Here is a 23,775-nt window from a genome sequence, read left to right on the forward strand (position 1 = left end):
CCTCAGCGAGGCCAGCATGTCGAACCCGAACACCCCCCTCACGATCGGCGCCACGTCGCGCAATCCCGCCACCGGCGAGTTCATCGCCCACTATCCGTTCCAGACCGCCGACGAGGTCGAGCGCATGCTCGACGGCAACGCCGAGGCCTACCGGCTCTGGCGCGCCACGCCGATGGCGGTGCGCGTGACGACCTACCGGCGCCTGGCGGCCGTGCTGCGCGAGCGCGCCGATACGCTCGCGGCGCTGATCACGGCCGAGATGGGCAAGACCCTGGCCGCCGCGCACGCGGAAGTCGAGAAGTGCGCCGCGACGATCGACTGGATCGCCGAACACGGCCCGGCGATCCTCGCCGACGAGCCGGCGCCGGTGGACGGCGACGATCAGGTCCACGTGTCCTACCTGCCGATCGGCTCGATCCTCGCGGTGATGCCGTGGAATTTCCCGCTCTGGCAGGTGATTCGCGCCTCGGGGCCGATCATGCTGTCGGGCAACGGCTTCATCCTCAAGCACGCGGCCAACGTGATGGGTTCCGCCTACGCGCTGCAGGACGCCTACGAGGCGGCCGGCTTCCCGGCCGGGCTGTTCACGAACCTGAACGCCGACAACGATACGGTGGCGCGCGTGATCGAGGATCCGCGCGTGGCGGCCGTCACGCTGACGGGCAGCATGCGGGCCGGCTCGGCCGTGGCGGCCACCGCCGGCCGCGCGTTGAAGAAGAGCCTGTTGGAACTGGGCGGCGCCGACGCGTTCATCGTGCTGGCCGACGCGAACCTCGAGCTGGCCGTCGAGGCCGCCATCGAGGCGCGCTTCCAGAACGCCGGGCAGGTGTGCCTCGCGGCCAAGCGCTTCATCCTCGAACGGCCGATCGCCGAGGCGTTCATCGAGCGGTTCGTCGCCGCCGCGCGCCGTGTCAAGGCCGGCGATCCGCTCGATCCGGCCAGCACGATCGGGCCGATGGCGCGCGCCGACCTGCGCGACGAACTGCATCGCCAGGTGGAGCGCACCATCGAGGCTGGCGCGACGCTGCTGCTCGGCGGCCGGAAGGTGGAGGGCGCCGGCAACTACTACGAGCCGACCGTGCTCGCCGACGTCGCGCCCGGCATGGCCGCGTTCGACGAGGAAACCTTCGGGCCGGTCGCCGCGATCACCGTCGCCGACGATGCCGAGCACGCGATCGAGCTGGCCAACGCGAGCGACTACGGCCTCGGCGGCAGCCTCTGGACCCATGACGTGGCGCGCGCCCAGCGCATCGCGCGGCGCCTCGAGACGGGCGGCGTGTTCATCAACGGCTTCTCCGCCTCGAACCCGCGCATTCCGGTGGGCGGCGTGAAGAAGAGCGGCTACGGACGCGAGCTGTCGCATTTCGGCCTGCGCGAGTTCACCAACGCCCAGGCGGTCTGGGCCAAGACCGTCGACTGAGTAACCGTGTCTCGAGTCAAGCGAGATGAAGCGAATCGTCCCAGGGGGTGTTGGATTTGACCATGGCATTGAGCATGGTCAGGAGCTTGCGCATGCAGGCAACCAGCGCGACCTTGGGCAGTTTGCCGGCTGCTTTGAGACGTTGATGGAAGGCCTTGATAGCCGGGTTGTGGCGGGTTGCAGTGAGCGTCGCCATGTACAGCACGCGGCGAATTTCAAAGCGCCCGCCCTGCACACGTCGTCGTCCTTGGCGCGAGCCCGAATCGCAAGCGACAGGGGCAACGCCCACGAGTGCCGCAATCTGGCGACGATTGAGCTTGCCCAGTTCCGGCAGTTGAGCAATCAGGCAGGCACTGGATACCGGGCCGATGCCGCGAGTCGATTGCAGCAATCGGTCGAGTTCAGCAAAGTGTTCGCGAACGTGGCCGACCATTTGAGCATCGATGTCGTCGAGCTGGGCCTGAATGGCGGCGATGATGGCCTGCAAACTGGGATGCAAACGCTCGGGCGTGATTTGCAGCCGCTGCCGCTCGGATAAGAGCATGGTGATCAACTGGCGCCTGCGCGTCAGCAGAGCAGCAAGCCACTGCTGGCGCTCGTCGGAGACGGGGCGCAGCAAGCGGGACAGATCTTCACGACGCACCAGCACCGAGGCCATTTCGGCGAGCATGCGGGCGTCGATGGAATCGGTCTTGGCGAGCTTGCCCATGGCACGCGCGAAGTCACGAGCCTGGCGGGGATTGACGACGGCCACCGGCAAGCCAGCACCTTGCAGAGCGCAGGCCAATTCGGCTTCATAGCCACCGGTCGCTTCCATGACGACCAGATCGATGCCCAATGGCTGTAATGCCGTGGCCAGCGCCGTATGGCCGTCGGCGTCATTGTTGAAGCGTTGAGCGTCCAGACGGGCGCCCAGCAAGGCGACATCGACGTGGGCTTTGGCCACATCGATGCCAACCGTGACGAAGGAAGGAGCAGACATGATCTTCGGATCCCATGCTTGTACATGCGCACTCGGCGGTGCCGGGGCGCGTAACCGTTCGGGTTTCGGGAAGACCAGCACGGCGACCGTGCGCTCTTTACTCAGTCACGGGCTCGAACGCCCAAGCGGCGGACAAACTGCACGGTCTTGTCTGGCTACCGTCAGACTTTACCGTACTGGTCTGGTTTAAACATACAAGCGGCGGCCGCCTCGCTCGCCGTTCTCCATCATCGAATCAGAGAGGAATCCGAATCATGAATGCCCGTTTCGACAGTCCCGTCCTGCAACCGGTCACGCTCGGCCCGCTGCAGTTGAAGAATCGCATCGTGATGGCGCCGATGACGCGCAGCCGCGCCGACGATGCCGGCGTGCCGCCCGACTACGCGGCCGACTACTACGCGCAGCGCGCCGGCGCCGGCCTGATCATCACCGAGGCGACCAACATCTCCGCCCAGGCGCGCGGCTACCCGCGCACGCCCGGCATCTGGACCGAGGCGCAGGTCGCGGCATGGCAGCGGGTGACCGAGGCGGTCCACCGCCGCGAGGGCAGGATCTTCCTGCAGCTGTGGCACACCGGGCGCATGTCCCATCCCGACCTGCACGACGGCGCGCTGCCGGTGGCCCCTTCGGCGCTCAAGCCGCAAGGCCAGATTCGGGTCCACGACGGCATGAAGGATTTCGTCACGCCGCGCGCGCTCGACGCCGCCGAGATCCCGGGCATCGTCGAGGACTACCGCCGCGCCGCGCTCAATGCGAAGCGCGCGGGCTTCGACGGCGTGGAGGTGCATTCGGCCAACAACTACCTGCTCGAGCAGTTCGTGCGCGACAGCACCAACCAGCGCGACGACGAGTATGGCGGCTCGATCGGGAACCGGCTGCGCTTTCCGCTCGCGGTGGTCGAGGCCGTGATCGACGTGTGGTGCCGCGAGCGCGTCGGCATCCGCATCTCGCCCGCCACCACGGCGCCGGGCGAGACGCCGCTCGACAGCGACACGATGGCGACGTTCGGCGCCTATCTGGACGCGCTGTCGAAGCTCGGGCTGCTGTACGTGCATGACATCGAGGGCGTGACGCAGCTGAGCCGCGAGGCGGGCGGCGAAGTCAGCTTCGGTGCGCTGCGCCGGCGCTTCGGCGGCGCCTACATCGCGAACAACCAGTACACGCTGGAGCTGGCCGAGCAGACGCTGGCGGCCGGCGACGCGGACCTGTTCAGCATCGGGCGGCCGTTCATCGCCAATCCCGATCTGGTCGAGCGCCTGCGCGTGGGCGCGCCGCTCGCCGAGGCGCCGAAAGTCTACTGGTACGGCGGCGATGCGACCGGCTACTCGGACTGGCCCGAGCGGCGCGCGTGAGGATTGGGCCGCCGCCGCCGGGCACGACATGAGGCATGGCATGGAGGCCGGCGGCGCGCCTTTTCGCGGCGTGCGCGCCGAGCCGTGCGATACTCGCCCGGGGCCCGCCGTCGCGGAGCCAGTCACCGGAGGAGCCGCCGTGTTCGCGAGTTATGATCCGACCCATACGGGTTTCGTCGCCGAGATCGACGGCTGCCGCTGTTGCATCGAGGGCATCGCCTCGCCGATCGCCGATCAGATCGACTGGCGCTGGACCATCTCGATCGCGCAGCTCGACAACCTCGACGGGATGGATCCCGACAAGTTCGATGTACTCGCAACCGGTGAGACGGTCACGCCGCTGCAGGCGTCCCAGCAGATCGTCGCCTGGCTCGACGCGCATCCGCCCGAGGACGACGACCTGCCCGACGGCGCGGACGAGCCGCCCGCGCGCGCGGGCTGAGCCCGCGCCAGCCGCCTTCTCCGGTTCGGCTCGCCGCCATGGCATGACGAACCTACAGGCCTGATCCGGTAGACCCGGCGGACCGCTACCGCCACGCCTGCGTGAATTCCCCGATCACGCGCGCCAGATGCTGCTGCATCGCCTCGCGCGCGGCCTGCGCGTCGCGCGCCATGATGGCCGAGAAGATGCGCTGGTGCTCGTCCTGCGAGGCCTCGCGCAGCGCCGTGGTGTGGAAGTGTTCCTCGATCTTGCGCCAGAGCGGATCGGCGCGCGAGCTGTCCCACATCGCCGCCACCATGTGATGCAGCACGGCGTTGCCGGTCGCGGCCGCGATGCCGAGATGGAACTCGCGGTCGGCCGCTTCGTTCGCGGCCTTGTCGTCCATGTTCTCGCGCATCGTGCGCAGCGCCGCGAACAGCCGGTCGAGATCGGCGTCCTTGCGCTCGATGGCCGCGAGCGCGGCGATCTCCGACTCGATCAGCGCCCGCGCGCGCAGCGTCTCGATCGGCCCCGGCCCGCGCGGCAGCTCGAACGGCGCACCGCGTGCCTCGCGCGCCGCGGCGCCGTGCGTCTCCATCACGTAGATCCCCGACCCGACCCGCACCTCCACCACGCCGCGCACTTCGAGCGCGATGATCGCCTCGCGCACCTGCGTGCGGCTGACCGCGAAACGCTCGGCCAGCGTGCGCTCCGACGGCAGCCGCGCGCCCGGCCCGACGTCGCCCGCCGCGATCAGGTCGTAGATCTGCCTGGCCAGCCCGACATAGGAACGGTCGGCCGCGTCGGCATCGGCGGCGCGGCCGGCGGGGGTGGTCGGGGAAAAAGCTTCGGCCATGCGATGTGCTCGTGAAAATCGGTCGATCGGTCAATCCGCCGGCTCCGGCGGAGCCCGGCGACGAATCGCGAAAATGGTACACCAGTTTGCCGGCGCGGCCCGCCGCACCGCGTCGAAACGGCCGCAACACCGCTTGCCGGGGCCGCGCCGCGAGGTGGACAGGCTCGTCTCAACTGGTAAACCACTATTTCCCCTAACTGGTTGACCAGCAAGAATCTGGTCCAACCAGGCGGGGCTGGATGGTCCGGCCGTTCCGCCGTTGCGACGTGTTCCGGAAGGAGGATGGACGGTGAAGATGTCTTTTCGTTGGTATGGCGATACCGATCCGGTGCCGCTGCAATACATCCGGCAGATCCCGGGCGTGACGCAGATCGTCTCGGCCGTCTACGACGAGCCGGTGGGCGAGGTCTGGCCGCTCGCGAAGATCGAGGCGCTGAAGGCGAAGATCGAGGCGGCGGGGCTGCGTTTCGAGGTGGTCGAGTCGGTGCCGGTGCATGAGGACATCAAGCTCGGCAAGCCCACGCGCGACCGGCTGATCGCGAACTACCAGCAGACCCTGCGCCATCTGGCGGCGGCCGGCATCCAGGTGGTCTGCTACAACTTCATGCCGGTGTTCGACTGGACCCGCACCGAACTCGCGAAGACGCTCGAGGACGGCTCCACCTGCCTCGCGTTCAGCACCGAGGAAGTCGAGCGCATCGATCCGGGTCAGGGCATCTCGCTGCCGGGCTGGGATTCGAGCTACCGGCCCGAGGAGCTGAAGGCGCTGCTGGCCGAGTATCGCGAGATCGACGAGGCGCGCCTGTGGGCCAACCTCGAGACCTTCCTGAAGGCGATCGTGCCGGTGGCGGCCGAGTGCGGGATTCGCATGGCGATCCATCCCGACGATCCGCCGCGCCCGATCTTCGGCCTGCCGCGCATCGTCAAGAACCGCGACGACCTCGCGCGGATCCTGCAGGCGGTCGACCACCCGGCCAACGGCCTGACGCTGTGCTCGGGCTCGCTCGGAGCGGGGCCGCAGAACGACGTCGAGGCGCTGGTGCGCGAGTTCGGCGCGATGGGGCGGATCCATTTCGCGCACATCCGCAACGTCAAGATCACGCCCGAGGGCGACTTCGAGGAAGCGGCTCACCTGTCGAGCTGTGGCTCGCTCGACATCGCCGCGATCGTGAAGGCGTACCACGACACCGGCTTCACCGGTTACGCGCGGCCCGACCACGGCCGGATGATCTGGGGCGAAACCGGCAGGCCCGGCTACGGGCTCTACGACCGTGCGCTCGGCGCGGTCTACCTGAACGGGATCTGGGAAGCGCTCGAGAAGTTCGACTGACCAAAGCGGCCCGGGCGGCACGCTTCAAGCACGACAAGACCGATAACGACACCACCCGCACCCCGACGTGCGGCCGGCGACGCTCGCCCATTCCGGGCGGCGCGCGGCAATCCAGCGAAGCGGAGACCTTCGATGCCGAAAATCCGATGGGCGATGATCCTGATGTGCTTCCTCGCCAACGTCATCAACTTCGTCGATCGCGCCAATCTCGCGATCGCCGCGCCGAGCATCCGCGCCGACCTCGGCCTCGACGCCGTGGGCATGGGCCTCGTGCTCAGCGCGTTCTTCTGGACCTACGCGTTCCTGCAGCTGCCGGCCGGCTGGTTCATCGACAAGGTGGGCGTGCGCGTCGCGCTGGCCCTCGCGGTGGGCTGGTGGTCGGTGTTCACGGTCGCCACCGGCGCCGCGCGCGGGCTCGGGCAGCTGGTCGGCATGCGGCTGATGCTCGGCGCCGGCGAGGCCGCCGCGATCCCGTCGTTCGCCAAGGTCGCGTTCAACTGGTTCCCGCGCCGCGAGCGCGGGCTCGCCAGCAGCATCTTCGACAGCGGCTCGCGGGTGGGCTCGGCGCTCTCGCTGCCACTCGTCGCCTGGCTGATCTCGCTGCTCGGCTGGCGCGGCTCGTTCGCGGTGACGGGCTCGCTCGGCATCGTCTGGGCGCTCGCCTGGTGGTTCATCTATCGCGACCCGGAGCGCCATCGCGCGCTCGCGCCGGCCGCCGTCGAGGCGCTGCTGGCCGAGCGCGCGGCGCCGTCGCGGCCGGCCGCGGCGGGGCAGGCCGCGCCGCGCGTGTCGTGGCTCGACCTGTTCCGCTACCGCACCATCTGGGGGATGATGATCGGCCTGTTCTGCCTGAACTTCGCGATCTACTTTTTCATCACCTGGTTCCCGAGCTACCTGCTGCAGTCGCGCGGCTTCTCGCTCGCGTCGCTCGGCACGCTCGGCATGCTGCCCGCGCTGATCGCGATTCCGGGCGGCTGGCTCGGCGGCTACGTGTCCGACGCGCTGTTCCGGCGCGGCTGGAGCGCCACGGCCGCGCGCAAGACCTGCCTCGTGGGCGGCATGCTCGCGTCGTCGTCGATCGCGCTGTCGGCCTGCGTCGACAGCATCGGGCTCTGCCTCGCGCTGTTCTCGCTGTCGTATGCGGGGCTGTCGTTCGCCGGCGCGAACGTCTGGACGCTGGTGGGCGAGGTCGCGCCGACGCCGGCGCACGTCGCCTCGATCGGCGGCATCCAGAACTTCGCCGGCAATCTGGCCGGCATCTTCATCACCACGTTCACGGGGCTGATGCTGTCGATCACGCGCGGCTCGTTCGTCGTGCCGCTGGTGGTGGCCGGCGTGCTGTGCGTGGTGGGGGCGCTGTCCTACCTGCTCGTGGTCGGCAAGGTCGAGCCGCTGCCGCCACCGCGTTCGCGCCCGGCCGGCGCGCGGCGCGCCAGCGCGGCCTGATGCGGGCCGGCGACGCGCGCCCGGTTCGCCGTCGTCGTCATGGACGCGCGAGCGGGGCCTGCCGCTCGCCACCGCCCGCCGCCACCGCCCGCCGCCACCAAACGCCGCCGATCCGGGCGGCGTTTTTTGTTCTCGTCGCGGGCCGTTCGTGCCCGCCGCTTCCCTCCCGCGTCGCCCGCCAATCAGACTCCGCGCGAACGATATTCGGCCGCTGTTTCGCTGCAATCACGTCACGTCGCCAATCGATGAATCGTCGAAAAAGCGCGCTGAAACGATGGATTGTCGAAAGTATATTTTCGACGGGATGTTGATCGTTTCAGGATTGAAAAAATAGAACTATCGCTATTTCACGCAGGTGGTCGGCTTGTTATGTTTTCGCCTGAAAAACACTTCACTTCACGTTGTGATTAATTCCCATGGCGAAGGCCCGATATCACTGGCGTCCGGATTTTTCCCGCATCAACGGGCCTGTCGCGAAGGCGATTGCCGATCAAATCGAAGAAGCCATCGGCGGCGGCATATTCCGGCCGGGCGACAGGCTGCCCACGCAGCAGGCCATCGCCGATTCACTGGGTTTCCACCTGAACACGGTGTACGCCGCGTTTCGTGAGCTTGGCCTGCGTGGCCTCACGCAGGGAGCGGGCGGGCGCGGAACGATCGTGCTGAAGGCGCGGCGCTGACCGGTTCGCCGAGCGCGTGTCGCCGCCACGCCGGGGCTTGACGGACCAGGGAGGGTAGCGTTTGAAAAGATAAAGGTGTTCCGGTATCAAAACTTCGCAGTGCAAATCAACTTTCGGTCGAGATGAATATGGAAAAGAAACTTCGTCCTGTCGGGTCGGGCCTGTACCTTGCCGCCATCCTGTCGCTGACGGCCGCGTCGGCGGCGCATGCAATCGTGATCGATCAGGCCACGTTCAGGCAGAACGGCGGCGATCCGTCGAACGTGGCCGGCACCATCCAGGCAGCCAACAAGAAACTGAGCGCCATCAGCAACGACGAGGCGTGGCTCAGTGTCGGCAGGCTGGAGCTGACGCCGTCGCGCGGCTACCGGCCCGGCACCGCCTGCACCGCGACCTGGATCGGCAACCAGGGCCAGTGGTCGTACTTCATGACGGCCACCCATTGCCTGGATCTGCGCGGCGGCAGCGTCGAAGCGCCGGTCTCGGCCCGGTTCACGGACTGGCGCGGCCAGGTGGTCGCGGGCGGCAACGGCACGGCCTACGTGCCGGACGCGAAGCTGCGGGTGGGCATCCCGGTGATGCCGCAGGCGCTGGCGGACACCGCCTCGAGCCAGATGGCGATCGTCAAGCTGCCGCTGTATAACTACATCATGGGCAGCTCGCGACTGGCCCCGCTCGAGCCGCCGATCCTCAACGATATCGGCGACGAGGCGGGACGCGACACGATGATCATCGGCTACGGCACCTGGGGCGTCGGGCGCAACATGACCAGCTTCGTCAATCATCCCGCGTTGGGTGCCGGCCGGCTGTACGGGCGCACCCAGGTCGACAAGGTGTCCGCCGATGGAGGCGGGCTGAGCGCGATCCATCAGCCGGTCGGCCCGTCCTCGCACTGGGCGCAGGTCACCGGGGACGATGGCGGTGCGCCGTGGTGGCAGATCCACGGCACGCGGCCCACGCTCGTCGCGGTCACCGACGCCGGGCAGTTCGAGATGTCGGCGGCGGCGCGCGTGTCGAAGTTCGCGGGCTGGATCAAGTCGGTGTTCCCGCAGGCGCGCTTCCTCTCGCAGGTCAAGCCGCGGGCCTGCCTCGTCAACGTGCAGTTCGGCACGCAATACTGTCTCCCCGCGGGCCAGGAAAGCTACAACGGCGACCGCAAGTGGCCGGTCCTGTTCTCGGGCTGGGATGTGCGCGTGCAGGCCGACGACGGCGTGGCGGTGCGACTGTCGACGAACCCGCGGCTGGACGCGGCCGGCATCGGGAAGTCGGCGCAGTTCTTCGGCACGACCGACACCGACCGGCTCAGGCACGTCAAGGCGAACAACGGCGAGTATCTCAACTTCTCGCAGCCGAACGCGATGCGCGTGACGCTGGACAGTAAGCCGCTCGGCTGTATCGTGAGCCTCGATTCCGCGCAGAAGTACTGCCTGCCGGCCGGCCAGCCGGCGGTCGGGCAACTGCCGGCGTGGATCAAGGGGCAGGCCGTGTTCGTGCAGGCCGATCCTGGCGTGGCCGTGCGGCTGTCCGATCGCGCGAATTTCGCCTACAACCGCGTCGCCACGTTCAGCGGGACCGTCGATCACGACAAGCTGCTGAAGGTGCGCGCCGACAACGGCGAGGATCTCGATTTCTCGCGACCGGTGTCGATGGAAGTGATCCAGCACTGAGCTGACGCGCGCTGAAGCGCGAACGCGCCGGGGCGGGACGGGTTCCCGCCCCGGCTTTTTTGTCGTCGCGGGCCGGCTGACCTTGCCTCGTCTACGTACAGCAGATCATGCTGCGATCATCGCGGCCTTGTAGTCGACAGGGGGGCGAAAACCGATCGAGGTATGCAAGCGCTCGCGATGGTAATGGCCCTCGATCCAGTCCACGATATCCAGGCGAGCCGGTGCTCGCGTTTCGTAGCGGACCTCATGGATTCTCTCGACTTTCAGGGTCTTGAAGAGGCTTTCCATCGGGGCGTTGTCTCAAGCATTGGCACGACGACTCATGGAGATCGTTGCCTTGAATCCGGCGGATCAGCGTCGCCGGAACGGCCAAGCCGTGGGCATCCGCCGCCCATTTAAAATGCCTTGCAACGACGAGATATGTGAAAATAGCCCACTGATAAAACATATCTCGCTCCCATTCTGAATTGGGCCGTCTGAATGCCCGTCGATACGGTTCGACCGGGCGGTGTCTTTCGTGATGGCCCTCAGGGCAGTCGAGGCTCCGGTATAGCCTTGGTTATATTTTCGGCAAGCCAAGGCGACGGAGCGGTATGTTTGTTTTTGGCGCCGATTAATCGAGAGTAGATGTCATCTCGCCATGACCTCATCGACTCAGCTTCAACCGAAGCCCACCGACGTCTTCGTCTCGCCGCTCGACGACATTCATCCTGCTGACATCGATGCCAACCTGAAGGCGCTCGATCGATGGCTCGTGGATGTCAGCGGGGGCGTGCTCACGTTGGATCGCGTCGAAACCATCGCGCGTAACGCTCCCGTCCTCGCGAATATCTTCGCTGCGGTCGACCTGGTCGCCGACATCCGCGCGATGATCGACCACGGCGACCGGCGGATCGACCTGTTCGATTGGGTGAATCTCGGACTGGACCTGATCGGCGTGATCCCGATTCCGATGGGGACCGCTCAGGTCCGCATGGGCGCGCGGCCCATGCTCAAGCTGCTTCGCGAGGAAATCGCGAAGAACGGCAAGGCCATGGGCGACGCCGCGATGCAGATGGTGCGCGATGGCATCATCACCGCGATCGTCGCCAGCCTGCAGGCGCGCTACGCCGGTGAAATCGAGACGTTCCTGACCGCGCTGCGCGCCGAGTTGGCTTCCGTGCTGAATGCCGCCGCCGACTATGTCGGCGAGGTGATGAACGGCCTGGCCGACCTGTTCGCACACGCGGCCGGCGAACCCTTGGACTACGGCAAGGACATCGACCAGGCTGGCGAGCACCTGAGTGCGGCCGGGCGCAACGTCCTCTACAAACCGGGTGAAGCGTTCGACAACATCGGGGCGCTGTTTTACGACGCGGCCAGGGTGGTCGGGAAGGGGACGGTCAACACCGCGACGTCCGTAGCGAAGTACATCGACTCGGATGCAAGCGCGAAGCTCATGAGCGTCGCCAGTTCGCTGCGGCGGAAGGTGCCAACCGTGCAACAGGCGGTGCGTGGCCTCGATGGCAACGAAGTGGGCAAGATCGGTTGGCTGATCCTCGTGTGCGAGGAAGGCGTGATGCGCTGGCGCAAGGCCCATCCCACGCCGCAGGCGGTAGGCGTCCCGTCGAAGGGTACGACGAAAGCGGAGGAACGGCGCGGACAGGGGCCGACCGAGACGCTCGGCGCGACGGCGCCGGCGAAACATCCCGGGCCGAATTGCTGCAATTCGACCGGGCCGGTGCCCACGCCTGCCGCCAGTTCGCCGGGCTCGATCGGCTATGCCTTGGGCGACGAGCGGATCGACCACGACGATTTCGTGATCGACGGGCCGCTGCCGATTGCCTGGACACGAACCTACCGCTCGTTCTTCGATGCGAACGACGAGCAGGGCGAGATCGGGCCGCGGTGGGTCACGCCGTACACGGTGCGCTTCGACGTGCAGGCGACGAAGCTCGTCTATCACGACTCGGAAGGCCGCAGCCTCGATTACCCCTTGCTGGCAGTGGGCGGCGCCCACGATGACCGCGCCGAAAACCTGACGTTGCTGCGCGTCGATGAAACCTGGATAACGCTGACTCGTGGCCACGACGTGCTCGAGGCGTATGAGCGCCATGGCGACCGATATCGCCTCGCCTTCATCAAGGATCGGGCAGGCAATCAGGTCACGGCCGAATACGATGGGGCGGGGCGCCTCCACCGCCTGCTCGTGCCGCATCGACAGGTCGCGTTCAAACACGACGCTCGTGGGCGAATCGCCGAGGTATTCGAGCACGACGCGGATGGCGAGCGCGTCGGGCGGCTCGCGGCATACGAGTATGACGCCGCGGGCGATCTGGTTGCGGCCAGCGACCGGTACGGCAATCGACGTGACTATCGGTACCGTCACCACCTGCTGACGCGCTATACCGACCGCACCGGGCGCGGCATGAACCTGGAATGGGACGGGACGGATCCGAAAGCGCGCTGCGTGCGCGAGTACCGGGACGACGGCAGCGACGAGGTTCGGCTCGCCTGGCACCCGAGCTTCCGGATGGTCGCGATCACTGACGCGCTCGGGGAGGTCACCCGACACTACTACACCATCAAGGGCTATTCGTTCCGGGTCATTCACCCGGACGGCAGCGAGGAGTGGCTCTATCGCGACCGCAACGACAAGCTGGTGCAGTACATCCATCGCGACGGCGGCACCGAGTTCTTCGACTACGACGCTCGCGGCAACCTGACCCGTCATCAGCGCGTGGACGGCTCGGTAATCGAGATGGCCTACGATCAACAGGACCAGTTGGTCCAGACGATCGACCCGCACGGCCATGCCTGGGCTCAGGAATACGACGCCGCCGGCAATGTCGTTCTGGCGAGAGATCCGCTTGGGCACGAGACGAAGTACCAGTACAACGGCCAAGGGCTCCCGACAGCGGTGATCGACGCGAAGGGCGGGAAGAAGTCGCTCGAGTACGACGAGAGCGGCCGCCTGCTGTCGTTCCGGGACTGCTCGGGGAAGACGACGCACTGGACCTACGATGCGGCCGGCCGGCTCGTGGAGATGCGAGATCCGGCCGGCACTACGACAAGCTACCGGTACGGCGCAAACGGGCAGCTGGAGGAGATCGTGTCGCCCGCTGGCGCCGAGCGCATTCAGCACGACGCGGAGGGCCGGCTTCTCGCCGCCACCGATCCCCTGCAGCGCACGACCCGCTACGCCTATGACGCAGGCGGGCGTGTCATCACGCGCGTTGACGCGCTCGGCCAGCGCCTCGCCTACGGCTACGATCGCCTGGGCCGCCTGGTGCGGCTGACCGATGCGAACGATGCGCCCTACACGTTCCGCTACGATCCGGCCGGCCAGCTGGCCGAGGAGACGGAATTCGACGGGAAGACGCGCCTGTATCGGTACGACGAGGCGAGCGGCCGTATGGCGTCAATCGACGACGCGGGGCGCGTCACCGAACTCGGACAGGACCGCGGCGGGCGGATCTCGCGGCGCAGCTGCGGCGATGACACCGAACAGTACGCCTACGACGCGAGCGGCCGCTTGGTCGAGGCCAGCAACCGGTATAGCCGGATCCAGCGCTTCTTCGACCCGGTCGGCAACCTCGTTCGCGAGCATCACGCCTACGACGTGTTCGGCGTGAAGCGCAGCTTTGTGTGGCACCACGGCTACGACGAACTCGGTAACCGCATCAGAACGGTTCGGCCCGATGGTCACGTGGTGGACTGGCTGCGCTACGGTTCCGGGCACGTCCACGGGATGCTCGTCGACGGCGAGGAGCAACTGCAGCTCGAGCGCGATGATCTGCACCGGGAGGTGAAGCGCACGCTGTCGAGCCGAATCCAGCAGCTCACGGCCTACGATCCGGCCGGCCGCCTGGCGCGCCAGACGGTCCAGCGCCATCACGCCCCCTGGGCGCTGAGCGCGCGCCGGTACCGTTACGACGCCGCTGGCCTGCTCACCCAGATCGAGGACAACCGCCGCGGCGCGATCGACTACCGCTACGATCCGGTGGGCCGGCTGATCGAGGCGATTGGGCCTGGCCAGCGCGAGCGCTTCGCGTTCGACCCGGCCAGCAACATCGTCGATCCCGGCCGGCCGGACACCGCGCGCACGCCGGGAGGCAGCGTCGGCCGCCGCGAGACCACGCTGCCGGATTCGGTGCCCAAGGTGCTGGGCAACCTGCTCCGGGAGTATGCCGGGACGCATTTCGAGTATGACGTCCAGGGCAACCTGGTCGAGAAGCGCACGCCGGCCGGCGTTCAGCGGTTCGAATGGGATGGATTCGACCGGATGCGTGCCGCCCACGTGGCGGAGCAGTCACGGCAGGCCGTGGCCACCTATTGCTATGACGCCTTCGGCCGACGCATCGCGAAGGAGGTGAACGGCGCGAGAACCGTCTACGGATGGGATGGCGACACGCTTGCCTACGAGTCGGCCGACGAGCGTAGCACTCACTACCTGTACGAGCCCGAGACGTTTGTGCCGATGGCGCAGTACGCTGCCGCGCCGGTGAACGGAATCGAGACGCCGACCGCCTCGAGCGCCGACCGCTACACGCCGGAGGATGATCCGCTGCAGCGCGTGCCGACGGCCGAGGCGGCGGCACATCTGGTGTTCTATCACTGCGATCAGATCGGCACGCCGCTGATGATGACGGATGAGGCGGGCGAGCTGGTGTGGGAGGCGAGCTACCGGGCGTGGGGCGAGGCGCGGGAGGTGATCGAGCGGGCGTCGGCCGCGGCCGGCATCGACGTCGTGCGGAATCCGCTGCGGTTTCAGGGACAGCAGTTCGATGATGAGACGCAGCTACACTACAACCGGTATCGGTACTACGACCCGCAGGTCGGGCGCTTCATTAACAAAGACCCAATCGGTCTTGTAGGCGGTGCGAACAATTACCAGTACGCCCCGAACCCGACAGTCTGGATAGACCCACTAGGGCTCGCTCGCTTCGGGTCGGGAAAAGGAACGCATACCGCGACGGTGACGGTTCAAAGTCCAGGAGGGGCACACCGAAACTGTGGGCGCTTTGAGAGCGGTAATATGACGCCCGAAGAACGCGCGCTGGGATTTCCGAAAAGTAGTTTGGCGACTCACACGGAAGCACGCGCCGTCGCGCAAGTTCCACTTGAGCCTGGGGATCACATGGTAATTGATGGACAATACCCGCCATGCCCCTCCTGCAAAGGCAAGATGAACGCCCGCGCTCTGGAATCTGGCGCGACGATCCAATATAACTGGGAAGAGAACGGCATGCCGAAAACTTGGATAGCCAATCCTTCAAAGAGGTGCGAATAAAATGCGATTCGAATTTTCTGCAAGCGAAGTGAATTACACGTTCGAAGACACCGTTCATATCCTGGGATTCGCAGCCGACCCAGCAACCGACTATGTGATCTTGCAACGGCCTACTGAAGTAGACGAGCAAGACAAGAGCCTTGGACAGGACACTTATTACGTCGAGGTTTGCGCGGACGGTGTTTCTGGATACGGTGGAATTAAGTCCGTCTTGCTTAAAGATCGCACTCTAGACATTGATCTTAATGAAGGTGTGTCGTGGAGAGACGACCTTTCGGCAATACGTATCCATCTTAGCGGTGATCTGAGCCTTGGCGAATTAGAACGCTGGCTAACTTTCATCTTCGGCAACACCAGCACAACAGTCTCTATCGCATAGAGACTATCTGGCTCCCCGGAATGGGAGCCGGCCATCGCGTGTATGCGGCAAAATTACAAGTATTTTGGCTGTTTAGGAGCTTTCAATGCTAAATAAAGTCAACCTCAGCCAACTTTACGGACTGAGACCACCAGCGGCCCCCGCCGAGATCAGGCAAGCTGAGGCGCAAAGCGGGACTGACATTCCCGAGTGAGTACGTTGCCCTCCTCCAGGTTACCAACGGGCTGACCACTGCAGGATGTTTGGCGTTACACGAAATTTCGATTCTGCCAGAACAAAATAAAGAATGCGAAGTTCAAAAATATTTACCTGGCTTTTTCATGATGGGCGACGATAGTGGTGGCCAGGCAATCTTAATCAATCAAGCGGGAGAAGTATGTGAAGTGGGAATGGGCGTGATGAACATAAAAATTCCTGGAAAAATCGGCAGATTCCATTGAAGATCTGCTGATTAAGAATCGCTAACGCAACCTAGACATGACGTAACAGAAGTCGTATCGTCTGCGACATGGCAAGACGCAAAATCAGCAACGAGTTGTGGGTGGTGCTGGAACCTCTGATTCCGGAATTCACCCCATCGCCCAAGGGCGGACGGCGGCGCACAGTGGACGACCGAGCTGCGCTCAACGGCATCCTGTATGTGCTGCAAACTGGCATCCCGTGGGAAGACCTTCCGCAGGAACTGGGTTTTGGCAGAGGCATGACGTGCTGGCGACGTCTGCGAGACTGGCAAGCGGCCGGTGTATGGCATCGGCTGCATCTGGCGATGCTGCGTCGGCTGCGTGAGCACGACCAGATCGATTGGGAGCGCGCCAGCCTCGATGGAGCCAGCGTCTCCAGCCCCCGGGGGGCCAGGAAACCGGCCCCAACCCGACGGACCGCGGCAAGCTCGGATCGAAACGACACATCGTCGTAGATGCGCGTGGCATCCCGCTGGCTGTCACGATCACGGGAGCCAATCGGCACGATTCGATGGCATTCGAGTTCACGCTTGATGCCATCCCTGCCGTGGCTGGCCTGACTGGTCAGCCGCGCAAGCGGCCGGCCAAACTGCACGCTGACAAAGGGTATGACTTTGCGCGCTGTCGACATTATCTGAGACAGCGCGGCATCAAGGCACGTATCGCGCGTCGTGGCGTCGAAAGTCGCGATCGCCTTGGGCGGCATCGTTGGGTGGTCGAACGCACGCATGCCTGATTCGCCAGATTCGGAAAGCTCCGGATTCGCTTCGAGCGCCGCCTCGATATTCATACCGCTTTGCTCGTCCTGGCTGCCGCCATCATCTACTCGAGATTTGTGGATGACTTGTGTTAGCGACTCTTAGAGACGACAACGCACCTTCGGTAAATACTGATTCCCAAACCCTCCAGGGGTTACCTAGCTCTCCGAGCGGCGCAAGTCCGACTGGAGTTTGGAATATACCTGGCTCGGATGGTTCCTATCGAAATCTTGTTCAGTCGACGTCCCCTCGCCCTTGAGTAGCACGACGCTTTAGAGTCCAATCACGTAGTCAGGAGATTGGGGATGAAGAAACGATTCACCGAAGAGCAGATCATTGGTTTCCTGCGCGAGGCGGCGGCCGGCTTGCCGATCAAGGAGCTCTGTCGGCAGCATGGCTTTTCCGAGGTAAGCTACTACCTGTGGCGCAGCAAGTTCGGCGGCATGAGCGTGTCCGACGCGAAGCGCCTGAAAGAACTGGAGGCTGAAAACAACCGGCTGAAGAAGTTGCTCGCGGAATCGATGCTGGAGAACGAAGTCACTCGCGAGGCGCTGCGAAAAAAGTGGTGAGCGCACCGTCACGCCGAGACTTGGTGCGCCGGCGGCTTGAGCGAGCGACATGCACTGCGGGTGATCTGCATGAGCGCCAGCGCTTATCGCTATCAGCCCGCGCCGGACCGCAATCTCGCCTTGCGGGGGCAGATCGTCGCATTCGCGCAGCGGCACCGTCGCTATGGCTCGGGCATTATTTATCTGAAGCTGCGGCAGTCCGGCATGATCGTAAACCACAAGCGCGTGGAGCGGTTGTACGCGCAAGAGAAACTGCAGGTGCGCCGGCGCAAGCGTAAGAAGGTTCCGGTTGCGCAACGCCAGCCATTGGGCCGACCGTCGGTAGCCAATCAGGTGTGGTCAATGGATTTTGTGTTCGACCGCACGGCTGAAGGCCGCGTGATCAAGAATCTGACCGTGGTTGACGATGCCACGCACGAAGCCGTGGCCATTGTGCCGGAGCGGGCAATCAGTGGGCATGCATTGACGCGAATCCTCGATCGCGTTGCATTGCTTCGCGGCTTGCCGAAGGCAATTCGGACCGACAACGACAAGGAGTTCTGCGGTCGGGCGATGTTGACGTGGGCACATCGGCGAGGTGTAAAGCTGTTTCTGATTGAGCCCGGCAAGCCGAATCAGAATGCTTACATCTAATCGTTCAACGGTCGATTCCGCGACGAATGCCTGAACGTGTACTGGTTCACGAGCCTGTCTCATGCCAAGGTGCTGATCGAGGCGTGGCGACGAGAGTACAACGAAGAGCGGCCGAAGAGATCGCTGGGCGGGCTGACACCTGCGACCTACGCTCGCCAACTGGCAGCAAAAGCAAAGACATCAACCCCGGATTCTAAAGCCGGACGCTACTGACAACGGGGGACGTCAGCGCATTGCCTAGGCGCGCAAGGCTTCACAAGGCAGATCCTCAGATTCAGTCTGTTTATTTCAAATAACAAACAAAAAAATTTCATCACCCAAAAAATTGTATTCTGAAATATTATGTAACGCAGTGCTGTTAAGAATTACCGCACGCGCTACGGGGCCGCACTTAAAATGTAATCATTAACAAAAAGTATCGGGTCGTTGACATCTCAACCATGAGCTTTCGTCCATGAAGCCAGCAGGAAAATCAAAAATACTAGAATTAATCATCATACTAATAATTTACACCTGTCTATATGCATCAATCCAGTCGCTGAAATGCCCGCCAGTCCTTGACGCATTCCACTCGAGTCGCCTTGGGCCGATTTATGTCCTCTTCGCCGCATTGATTACCGGCTCCATCGTTGTACGAATGGTGTTTCTCATCCTGTCCATCACAAAATTATTTGCAAAAAACTCTCGAGCCGCATCGAGATTTTTTTTGGTGATCCTTTTCGCATTCCTGGTAGCCCCGATCATCATTTCGATTCTGATCTTCCCGGCAGCATGCAGATTTTTTTAAGAACCTCCACTCGACACAATTTCGTGGCCGTACCTTCGAAGAGCAAGACCAGCCGCGATTCATCGCCCACCCAAAGACTTTTACTTTATCCAATATGATATCGCTCAGCGTCGCAGGCTACACAGTTGGAAATCTTGATACCGTTGCGGGCGTTTCGGATGCTCTCTCGAAATATAACGGCAACCAAAGCGAATCGAATTACACGAACTACTTGACGGCAGTGGCAAATGCGGCCGCGGCTATCACGGCGCTCGAGCCAGGCGTCGGAGCCGTATTTGCCGGCAATGCGCTATCCGCGAACATTCAGAATTTGCTTGTCAATGGCCAATTCATGAGTGCCAACGACATACAAAGCACCTACGCGGCGATGGCTGGAGAAGTCGTGACTTTGGCCGGACAAGGCATAGAATTAGCGGGTCTGTCTGAATCAAACATCAATCCCTTCACCGGGGGGGCCACATTCACCGTAGGCCAATTAGTGAATTTTCTTGGCTACGTTGCGACTGCCACCTCGGTGGGCATCGATGCATCTACCATCAAAGCCTACATACAGGATTCTTTATCAAATTCTGGCGTGACTGCCGATGCCTCTGGAAACTATTTAACAACTATATCCTCGCTAAGTAGCTCAAATTACATTTGCGATGCCAGCAATGCATCCACGATGTTCGATATCGTTCAGGGAAACAACACCGATCAATTGAGCGGCGCCGGTCTCACTTCGGTCTCGATCTCAAGTGACAACGGCGTGGCGAATGTTATTGCCACCGCCAACAACAGCGACATTATCGTCTCCCCCGGAGTCGCGGATCCCACCTACAACCTGACGCTATCTGGCTCAAACACTACCGTCAGCGGAATCAATTCGACCGTACTCAACGGCGGGACTTATACACTCAACGGTAATCAATTGTCGGTCGGCGTGGCCAGTTCGACGATCAATGTCACTGACGGTTCGACTGGGTCTATTTCCGCCACAGCATCGCAAATCAATGTCTCGGCCAACACTAATCTTGCAGTGAGTGGCGACAACACGATTGCCGTCTCGGGCACCAATTCCTCGATCGATGCGGACAATAGCGTCGTCTCGACAATCTCCGGCATCACCGTCACGCTGTCGGGCTCCAACCTCACGGTTGATGCGCAATCGCAGGACAACTTCCAACTGAGCGGAGTCGGTTACAACGTCGATCTGGCTGCCAGCGGCGCGCCGTCAACGTTCACCTTCGAAGCCGGCTCCGGCGGAGTAGTAAACGGCTCCGCCGCGACGATAGGAGTGGTCGGCACTGGAAGCAATGTCGCCGCGGCAGGGAACGATAACAGCATCTCTAGCTCGCTTGCCGGCAACGCCTTCACGCTCGATGGCACCGATGATCAGGTGAATGCATCCGGAAGCGTGATCCAGATCGCATCGAACACGCTTACCGATGAGATCGCCGGGAATCAAAATGTCATCACCGACGTGACCGGAACCGGCACGGTGAGCGTCTCCGGCGCAGGCAATACCGTCAACGTGGACCAGACCGGCGGCAACGTCACGATCGGAGGCAACGGCCAGTCCGCCAGCGACGCCGACGTGAACTACGTCAATTTCACCAACGACGCGAGCGGCACCGTCAACGTCGAAAACAACTCGGACGTCACCGCGACCGGTAGCGGCCTGACCGTCAACGGCTCCGGCAACGACAGCATCGGCGTGGTCGCCTCCGGCAGTACCGTCAACCTGTCCGGTGCCAACAACGAAATCTGGGTCGGAGGCAACGGCCAGAGCAACGACAGCACCGGCCTCGACACCGTCGACTTCGCGAGCGGTGCGACCGGCGCCGTCCAGATGGGCGACGACGCCAGCGCCCAGGTCAACGGCAGCGACATCCTCGTCTATGCCGGCACGAACGAGACTCTCGACATCAACGGCGCCGGCAGCGCCGTCGATGCCTCCGGCAGCAACGACGACATCTCGCTGTCCGGCGCGAACGAAGGCGCCACCGTCTCCGGACAGAACGACGACGTCGGCGTCGGCGGCGCGGGCGGCTCCGTTACGATCGGCGGAAACGGCCAGTCCGCCAGCGACGCCGACGTGAATTACGTCAACTTCACCAACGGCGCGAGCGGCACCGTCAACGTCGAAAGCAACTCGGACGTCACCGCGACCGGCAGCGGCCTGACCATCAACGGCTCCGGCAGCGACAGCATCGGCGTGGTCGCCTCCGGCAGCACCGTCAACCTGTCCGGTGCCGGCAACGACGTCTGGGTCGGAGGCAATGGCCAAAGCAACGGCGACGCCAACCTGGACACCGTCAACTTCGCGAGCGGCGCGACGGGTGGCGTGCAGATGGGCAACGACGCCAGCGCCCAGGTCAATGGCAGCGACATCCTCGTCTATGCCGGCACGAACGAGACGCTGGGCCTCAACGGCGCCGGCAGTGCCGTCAATGCCTCTGGCGACAACGACTACATCTCCCTGTCCGGCGCGAACGAAGGCGCCACCGTCTCGGGGCAGAGCGACGCCATCGACATCGGCGGGGCAGGCGGCTCCGTCACTGTGGGCGGCAACGGCCAGTCGGCCAGCGACGCCGACGTGAACTACGTCAATTTCGTCAATGGCGCGAGCGGCACCGTCAACGTCGAAAGCAACTCGGACGTCACCGCGACCGGCAGCGGCCTGACCATCAACGGCTCCGGCAACGACAGCATCGGCGTGGTCGCCTCCGGCAGCACCGTCAACCTGTCCGGTGCCAGCGACAACGTCTGGGTCGGTGGCAACGGACAGAGCAACGACGGCGCCAGCCTCGACACCGTCAACTTCGTCAGCGGCGCGACCGGTGATGTGCAGATGGGCGACAATGCCAGCGCCCAGGTCAATGGCAGCGACATCCTCGTCTATGCCGGCACGAACGAGAACCTCGACATCAACGGCGCCGGCAGCGCCGTCAACGCCTCCGGCAATAACGACGACATCTCGCTGTCCGGCGTGAACGAAGGCGCCACCGTCTCCGGACAGAGCGACGCCATCAGCGTTGGAGGCGCGGGCGGCTCCGTCACCGTGGGCGGCAACGGACAGGACGCGTCGCTGGCCAACGACGACTACGTCACGTTCCTGAACGGCGCCACAGGTGCCGTCAACGAAGAGGCCGACACGCGCCTCGACGTGACCGGAAACGGTTTGACCGTCAACGCCAGCGACAACGACGACCTCGGCGTCGGTGGCACCGCAAACGTGATCACCGTGGCGTCGTCGGGCACCAACGTCTGGGTTTCAGGCAGCGGGCAAAACGTGTCGCAGGCGGACGACGACTACGTCTCATTCCTGGACGGCGCTACTGGCACTGTCAACGAAAACGCCGACACACGTCTCGACGTGACCGGCAACGGCCTGCTGGTCAACATCGCAAACCAGGACGATATCGGCCTCGGCGGCAACGGTGTTTCGCTGACGGCGGCGGGCGGCAACGACAGCATCTGGGTCTCGGGCACCAGTGACTCGATCGGCTTGGTGAGCAGCAGCAGTTCTGTGCTGAACTTCACAGCCGACTCGGAAGCGGCCGTCACTGGCATCGGCAACATCATCAACCTGATCGGCGACGACGTTACCGTCTACGCATCGGGCGACACCTTTGGCGACGACTCGGGCGGCTATTCAGGTGACATAGTCTTCGGCTCGGGCGACAGCGGCGACCTGTCCGGCGTCGACTACGTCAACGATGGCTCCGGCAATAATCTTGGCGGTAGTAGCGGCGGAGGCGATACCACTGGCGGAGGCGATACCACTGGCGGAGGCGACACCACTGGCGGAGGCGACACCACTGGCGGAGGCGATACCACTGGCGGAGGCGACACCACTGGCGGAGATGACCAAGATCCAGACGTGGGAGATTATAGTGCCTTTGGTTTTTCAGGCAATCGCGCCACGGTTACCACCATGCTTTCCAACGGTGTGGCGCCGGTTTTACAAGATAATTCGACACGGGGAAACAGTGCATCGATAACTGCTGCCAAAAACGCTTTTGCGCAGGCGGCCGAAATGTCGCAGGACGCACAAACCTCTGCTGGCGCTGGCCCGAACGTGCTCGAAGGCGCTCGCTGGGATTCCCCGACCATCACCTGGAGTTTCAGCGGCGCAAGCGATCCGCAAGAAGCCCAATACGAAAGCTCGATCGAACAGGCCTTCGCCACTTGGGCTGCCGCCTCCGGCCTCCAATTCCAGGAAGTCTCGAGCAGCGCATCGGCCGACATCTCCATCAACTGGGCCGACCTGAATACCGCTTCGACGGATGCCGTGGGCTATACCACCTTCAAGGCGGCTCACGGCGTCATCGCTGCAGGCGCCTCGATCAGTCTCGAATCGCCTACCGAGGATGCGCTTACGAGCAGTTCCGGCAGCGACCCAATCTATGCCGGCACTGAAGCCACTTTCTACCAGACCGTACTGCATGAAATTGGACACGCCCTTGGCTTGGCCGATAACGCCGACTCTGGCTCGATCATGAATTACGACCTGACCTCCAGCAACCGCACGCTCGATCAGACTGATATCAATGCGATTGAAGCCTTGTACGGTTCATCTGCACAAACGGCGGCCTTGATCCAGGCGATGGCTGGGGGAGCGGCCGGCTCTGCTGGTGCCAGTGTCACGCCGGTCGAGCACGCGTCAATGCAGACTCAGTTACTCGCTGGAACGCACTGAATTACGTGCCCGGGTCGGACTCCGCGGATGGAGATGACAGACCATCCGCAGAGTCCGAGCATGCTAGTGACGGATTCG

13 protein-coding genes and 3 pseudogenes are annotated in these 23,775 nt (G+C 63.9%); 13 read left to right on the top strand and 3 right to left on the bottom strand.

What is annotated here, in order from left to right; genetic code table 11:
- The first annotated feature begins 16 nt into the window (after nucleotides 1-16).
- A complete protein-coding gene (locus tag bpln_RS21415) occupies nucleotides 17-1,420 on the top strand; it encodes an NAD-dependent succinate-semialdehyde dehydrogenase (protein ID WP_055139934.1) in 1,404 nt (467 codons plus the stop codon).
- A 16-nt stretch (nucleotides 1,421-1,436) separates the two neighbouring features.
- Here the strand turns inward: bpln_RS21415 and bpln_RS21420 are convergent, their stop codons facing one another.
- Nucleotides 1,437-2,402, bottom strand: coding sequence for an IS110 family RNA-guided transposase (locus bpln_RS21420; protein ID WP_042624403.1), 966 nt, complete (start codon nucleotides 2,400-2,402; stop codon nucleotides 1,437-1,439).
- Between the two features lie 254 nt (nucleotides 2,403-2,656).
- Here bpln_RS21420 and bpln_RS21425 point away from each other — a divergent pair, with 254 nt between their 5' ends.
- Both bpln_RS21425 and bpln_RS21430 read left to right on the top strand, forming a co-directional pair.
- The gene (locus tag bpln_RS21425) at nucleotides 2,657-3,754 is read left to right on the top strand and encodes an alkene reductase (RefSeq protein WP_055139935.1); all 1,098 of its coding nucleotides are present in this window, start codon (nucleotides 2,657-2,659) and stop codon (nucleotides 3,752-3,754) included.
- A gap of 139 nt (nucleotides 3,755-3,893) precedes the next feature.
- Nucleotides 3,894-4,196: a hypothetical protein gene (locus tag bpln_RS21430; protein WP_042629294.1), complete on the top strand. Its 303-nt coding sequence runs from the start codon at nucleotides 3,894-3,896 to the stop codon at nucleotides 4,194-4,196.
- Nucleotides 4,197-4,281: 85 nt separating this feature from the next.
- Here bpln_RS21430 and bpln_RS21435 read toward each other — a convergent pair whose 3' ends face one another.
- A complete protein-coding gene (locus bpln_RS21435) occupies nucleotides 4,282-5,031 on the bottom strand; it encodes a FadR/GntR family transcriptional regulator (protein WP_042627332.1) in 750 nt (249 codons plus the stop codon).
- A 289-nt stretch (nucleotides 5,032-5,320) separates the two neighbouring features.
- On the opposite strand from bpln_RS21435, the gene uxuA reads away from it, so the two are divergent.
- From uxuA to bpln_RS21455, 4 genes are all read left to right on the top strand, one after another.
- On the top strand, nucleotides 5,321-6,361 hold the full coding sequence (gene uxuA / locus bpln_RS21440) for a mannonate dehydratase (protein ID WP_171907290.1): 1,041 nt from the start codon (nucleotides 5,321-5,323) through the stop codon (nucleotides 6,359-6,361).
- 132 nt (nucleotides 6,362-6,493) lie between these two features.
- Nucleotides 6,494-7,807, top strand: a complete 1,314-nt coding sequence (locus bpln_RS21445) for an MFS transporter (protein ID WP_055139936.1) — start codon at nucleotides 6,494-6,496, stop codon at nucleotides 7,805-7,807.
- A 416-nt stretch (nucleotides 7,808-8,223) separates the two neighbouring features.
- Nucleotides 8,224-8,487: a GntR family transcriptional regulator gene (locus bpln_RS21450; protein ID WP_042627334.1), complete on the top strand. Its 264-nt coding sequence runs from the start codon at nucleotides 8,224-8,226 to the stop codon at nucleotides 8,485-8,487.
- Between the two features lie 128 nt (nucleotides 8,488-8,615).
- Nucleotides 8,616-10,154, top strand: a complete 1,539-nt coding sequence (locus tag bpln_RS21455) for a hypothetical protein (protein WP_055139937.1) — start codon at nucleotides 8,616-8,618, stop codon at nucleotides 10,152-10,154.
- A gap of 105 nt (nucleotides 10,155-10,259) precedes the next feature.
- Here bpln_RS21455 and bpln_RS21460 read toward each other — a convergent pair.
- Nucleotides 10,260-10,505, bottom strand: a pseudogene (locus bpln_RS21460) (integrase core domain-containing protein); the annotation flags it as partial.
- Nucleotides 10,506-10,794: 289 nt separating this feature from the next.
- On the opposite strand from bpln_RS21460, the gene bpln_RS21465 reads away from it, so the two are divergent.
- The 6 genes and pseudogenes from bpln_RS21465 to bpln_RS21480 all read left to right on the top strand — a co-directional run bounded on the left by bpln_RS21465 (nucleotide 10,795) and on the right by bpln_RS21480 (nucleotide 23,697).
- The gene (locus bpln_RS21465) at nucleotides 10,795-15,426 is read left to right on the top strand and encodes an RHS repeat-associated core domain-containing protein (RefSeq protein WP_158512059.1); all 4,632 of its coding nucleotides are present in this window, start codon (nucleotides 10,795-10,797) and stop codon (nucleotides 15,424-15,426) included.
- A 1-nt stretch (nucleotide 15,427) separates the two neighbouring features.
- Entirely contained in the window at nucleotides 15,428-15,805 is a 378-nt protein-coding gene (locus bpln_RS34325; protein ID WP_082465386.1) for an Imm10 family immunity protein, read from the top strand.
- Nucleotides 15,806-15,963: 158 nt separating this feature from the next.
- On the top strand, nucleotides 15,964-16,245 hold the full coding sequence (locus bpln_RS35905) for an SMI1/KNR4 family protein (RefSeq protein ID WP_338026001.1): 282 nt from the start codon (nucleotides 15,964-15,966) through the stop codon (nucleotides 16,243-16,245).
- Between the two features lie 68 nt (nucleotides 16,246-16,313).
- Nucleotides 16,314-17,119: pseudogene (locus bpln_RS34330) on the top strand (IS5 family transposase).
- A 210-nt stretch (nucleotides 17,120-17,329) separates the two neighbouring features.
- Nucleotides 17,330-18,439, top strand: a pseudogene (locus bpln_RS21475) (IS3 family transposase).
- 668 nt (nucleotides 18,440-19,107) lie between these two features.
- A complete protein-coding gene (locus tag bpln_RS21480) occupies nucleotides 19,108-23,697 on the top strand; it encodes a beta strand repeat-containing protein (RefSeq protein WP_148654122.1) in 4,590 nt (1,529 codons plus the stop codon).
- Nucleotides 23,698-23,775: the final 78 nt, after the last annotated feature.

This window comes from Burkholderia plantarii (assembly GCF_001411805.1).
GTDB classification, from domain to species: Bacteria; Pseudomonadota; Gammaproteobacteria; order Burkholderiales; family Burkholderiaceae; genus Burkholderia; species Burkholderia plantarii.

Bases quoted from the DNA above. Each gene is read 5' to 3' on its own strand.
- bpln_RS21415 (WP_055139934.1), top strand. From the start codon at position 17: ATGTCGAACCCGAACACCCCCCTCACGATCGGCGCCACGTCGCGCAAT.
- bpln_RS21420 (WP_042624403.1), bottom strand. From the start codon at position 2,402: ATGTCTGCTCCTTCCTTCGTCACGGTTGGCATCGATGTGGCCAAAGCC.
- bpln_RS21425 (WP_055139935.1), top strand. From the start codon at position 2,657: ATGAATGCCCGTTTCGACAGTCCCGTCCTGCAACCGGTCACGCTCGGC.
- bpln_RS21435 (WP_042627332.1), bottom strand. From the start codon at position 5,031: ATGGCCGAAGCTTTTTCCCCGACCACCCCCGCCGGCCGCGCCGCCGAT.
- bpln_RS21445 (WP_055139936.1), top strand. From the start codon at position 6,494: ATGCCGAAAATCCGATGGGCGATGATCCTGATGTGCTTCCTCGCCAAC.
- bpln_RS21450 (WP_042627334.1), top strand. From the start codon at position 8,224: ATGGCGAAGGCCCGATATCACTGGCGTCCGGATTTTTCCCGCATCAAC.
- bpln_RS21455 (WP_055139937.1), top strand. From the start codon at position 8,616: ATGGAAAAGAAACTTCGTCCTGTCGGGTCGGGCCTGTACCTTGCCGCC.
- bpln_RS21465 (WP_158512059.1), top strand. From the start codon at position 10,795: ATGACCTCATCGACTCAGCTTCAACCGAAGCCCACCGACGTCTTCGTC.
- bpln_RS34325 (WP_082465386.1), top strand. From the start codon at position 15,428: ATGCGATTCGAATTTTCTGCAAGCGAAGTGAATTACACGTTCGAAGAC.
- bpln_RS21480 (WP_148654122.1), top strand. From the start codon at position 19,108: ATGATATCGCTCAGCGTCGCAGGCTACACAGTTGGAAATCTTGATACC.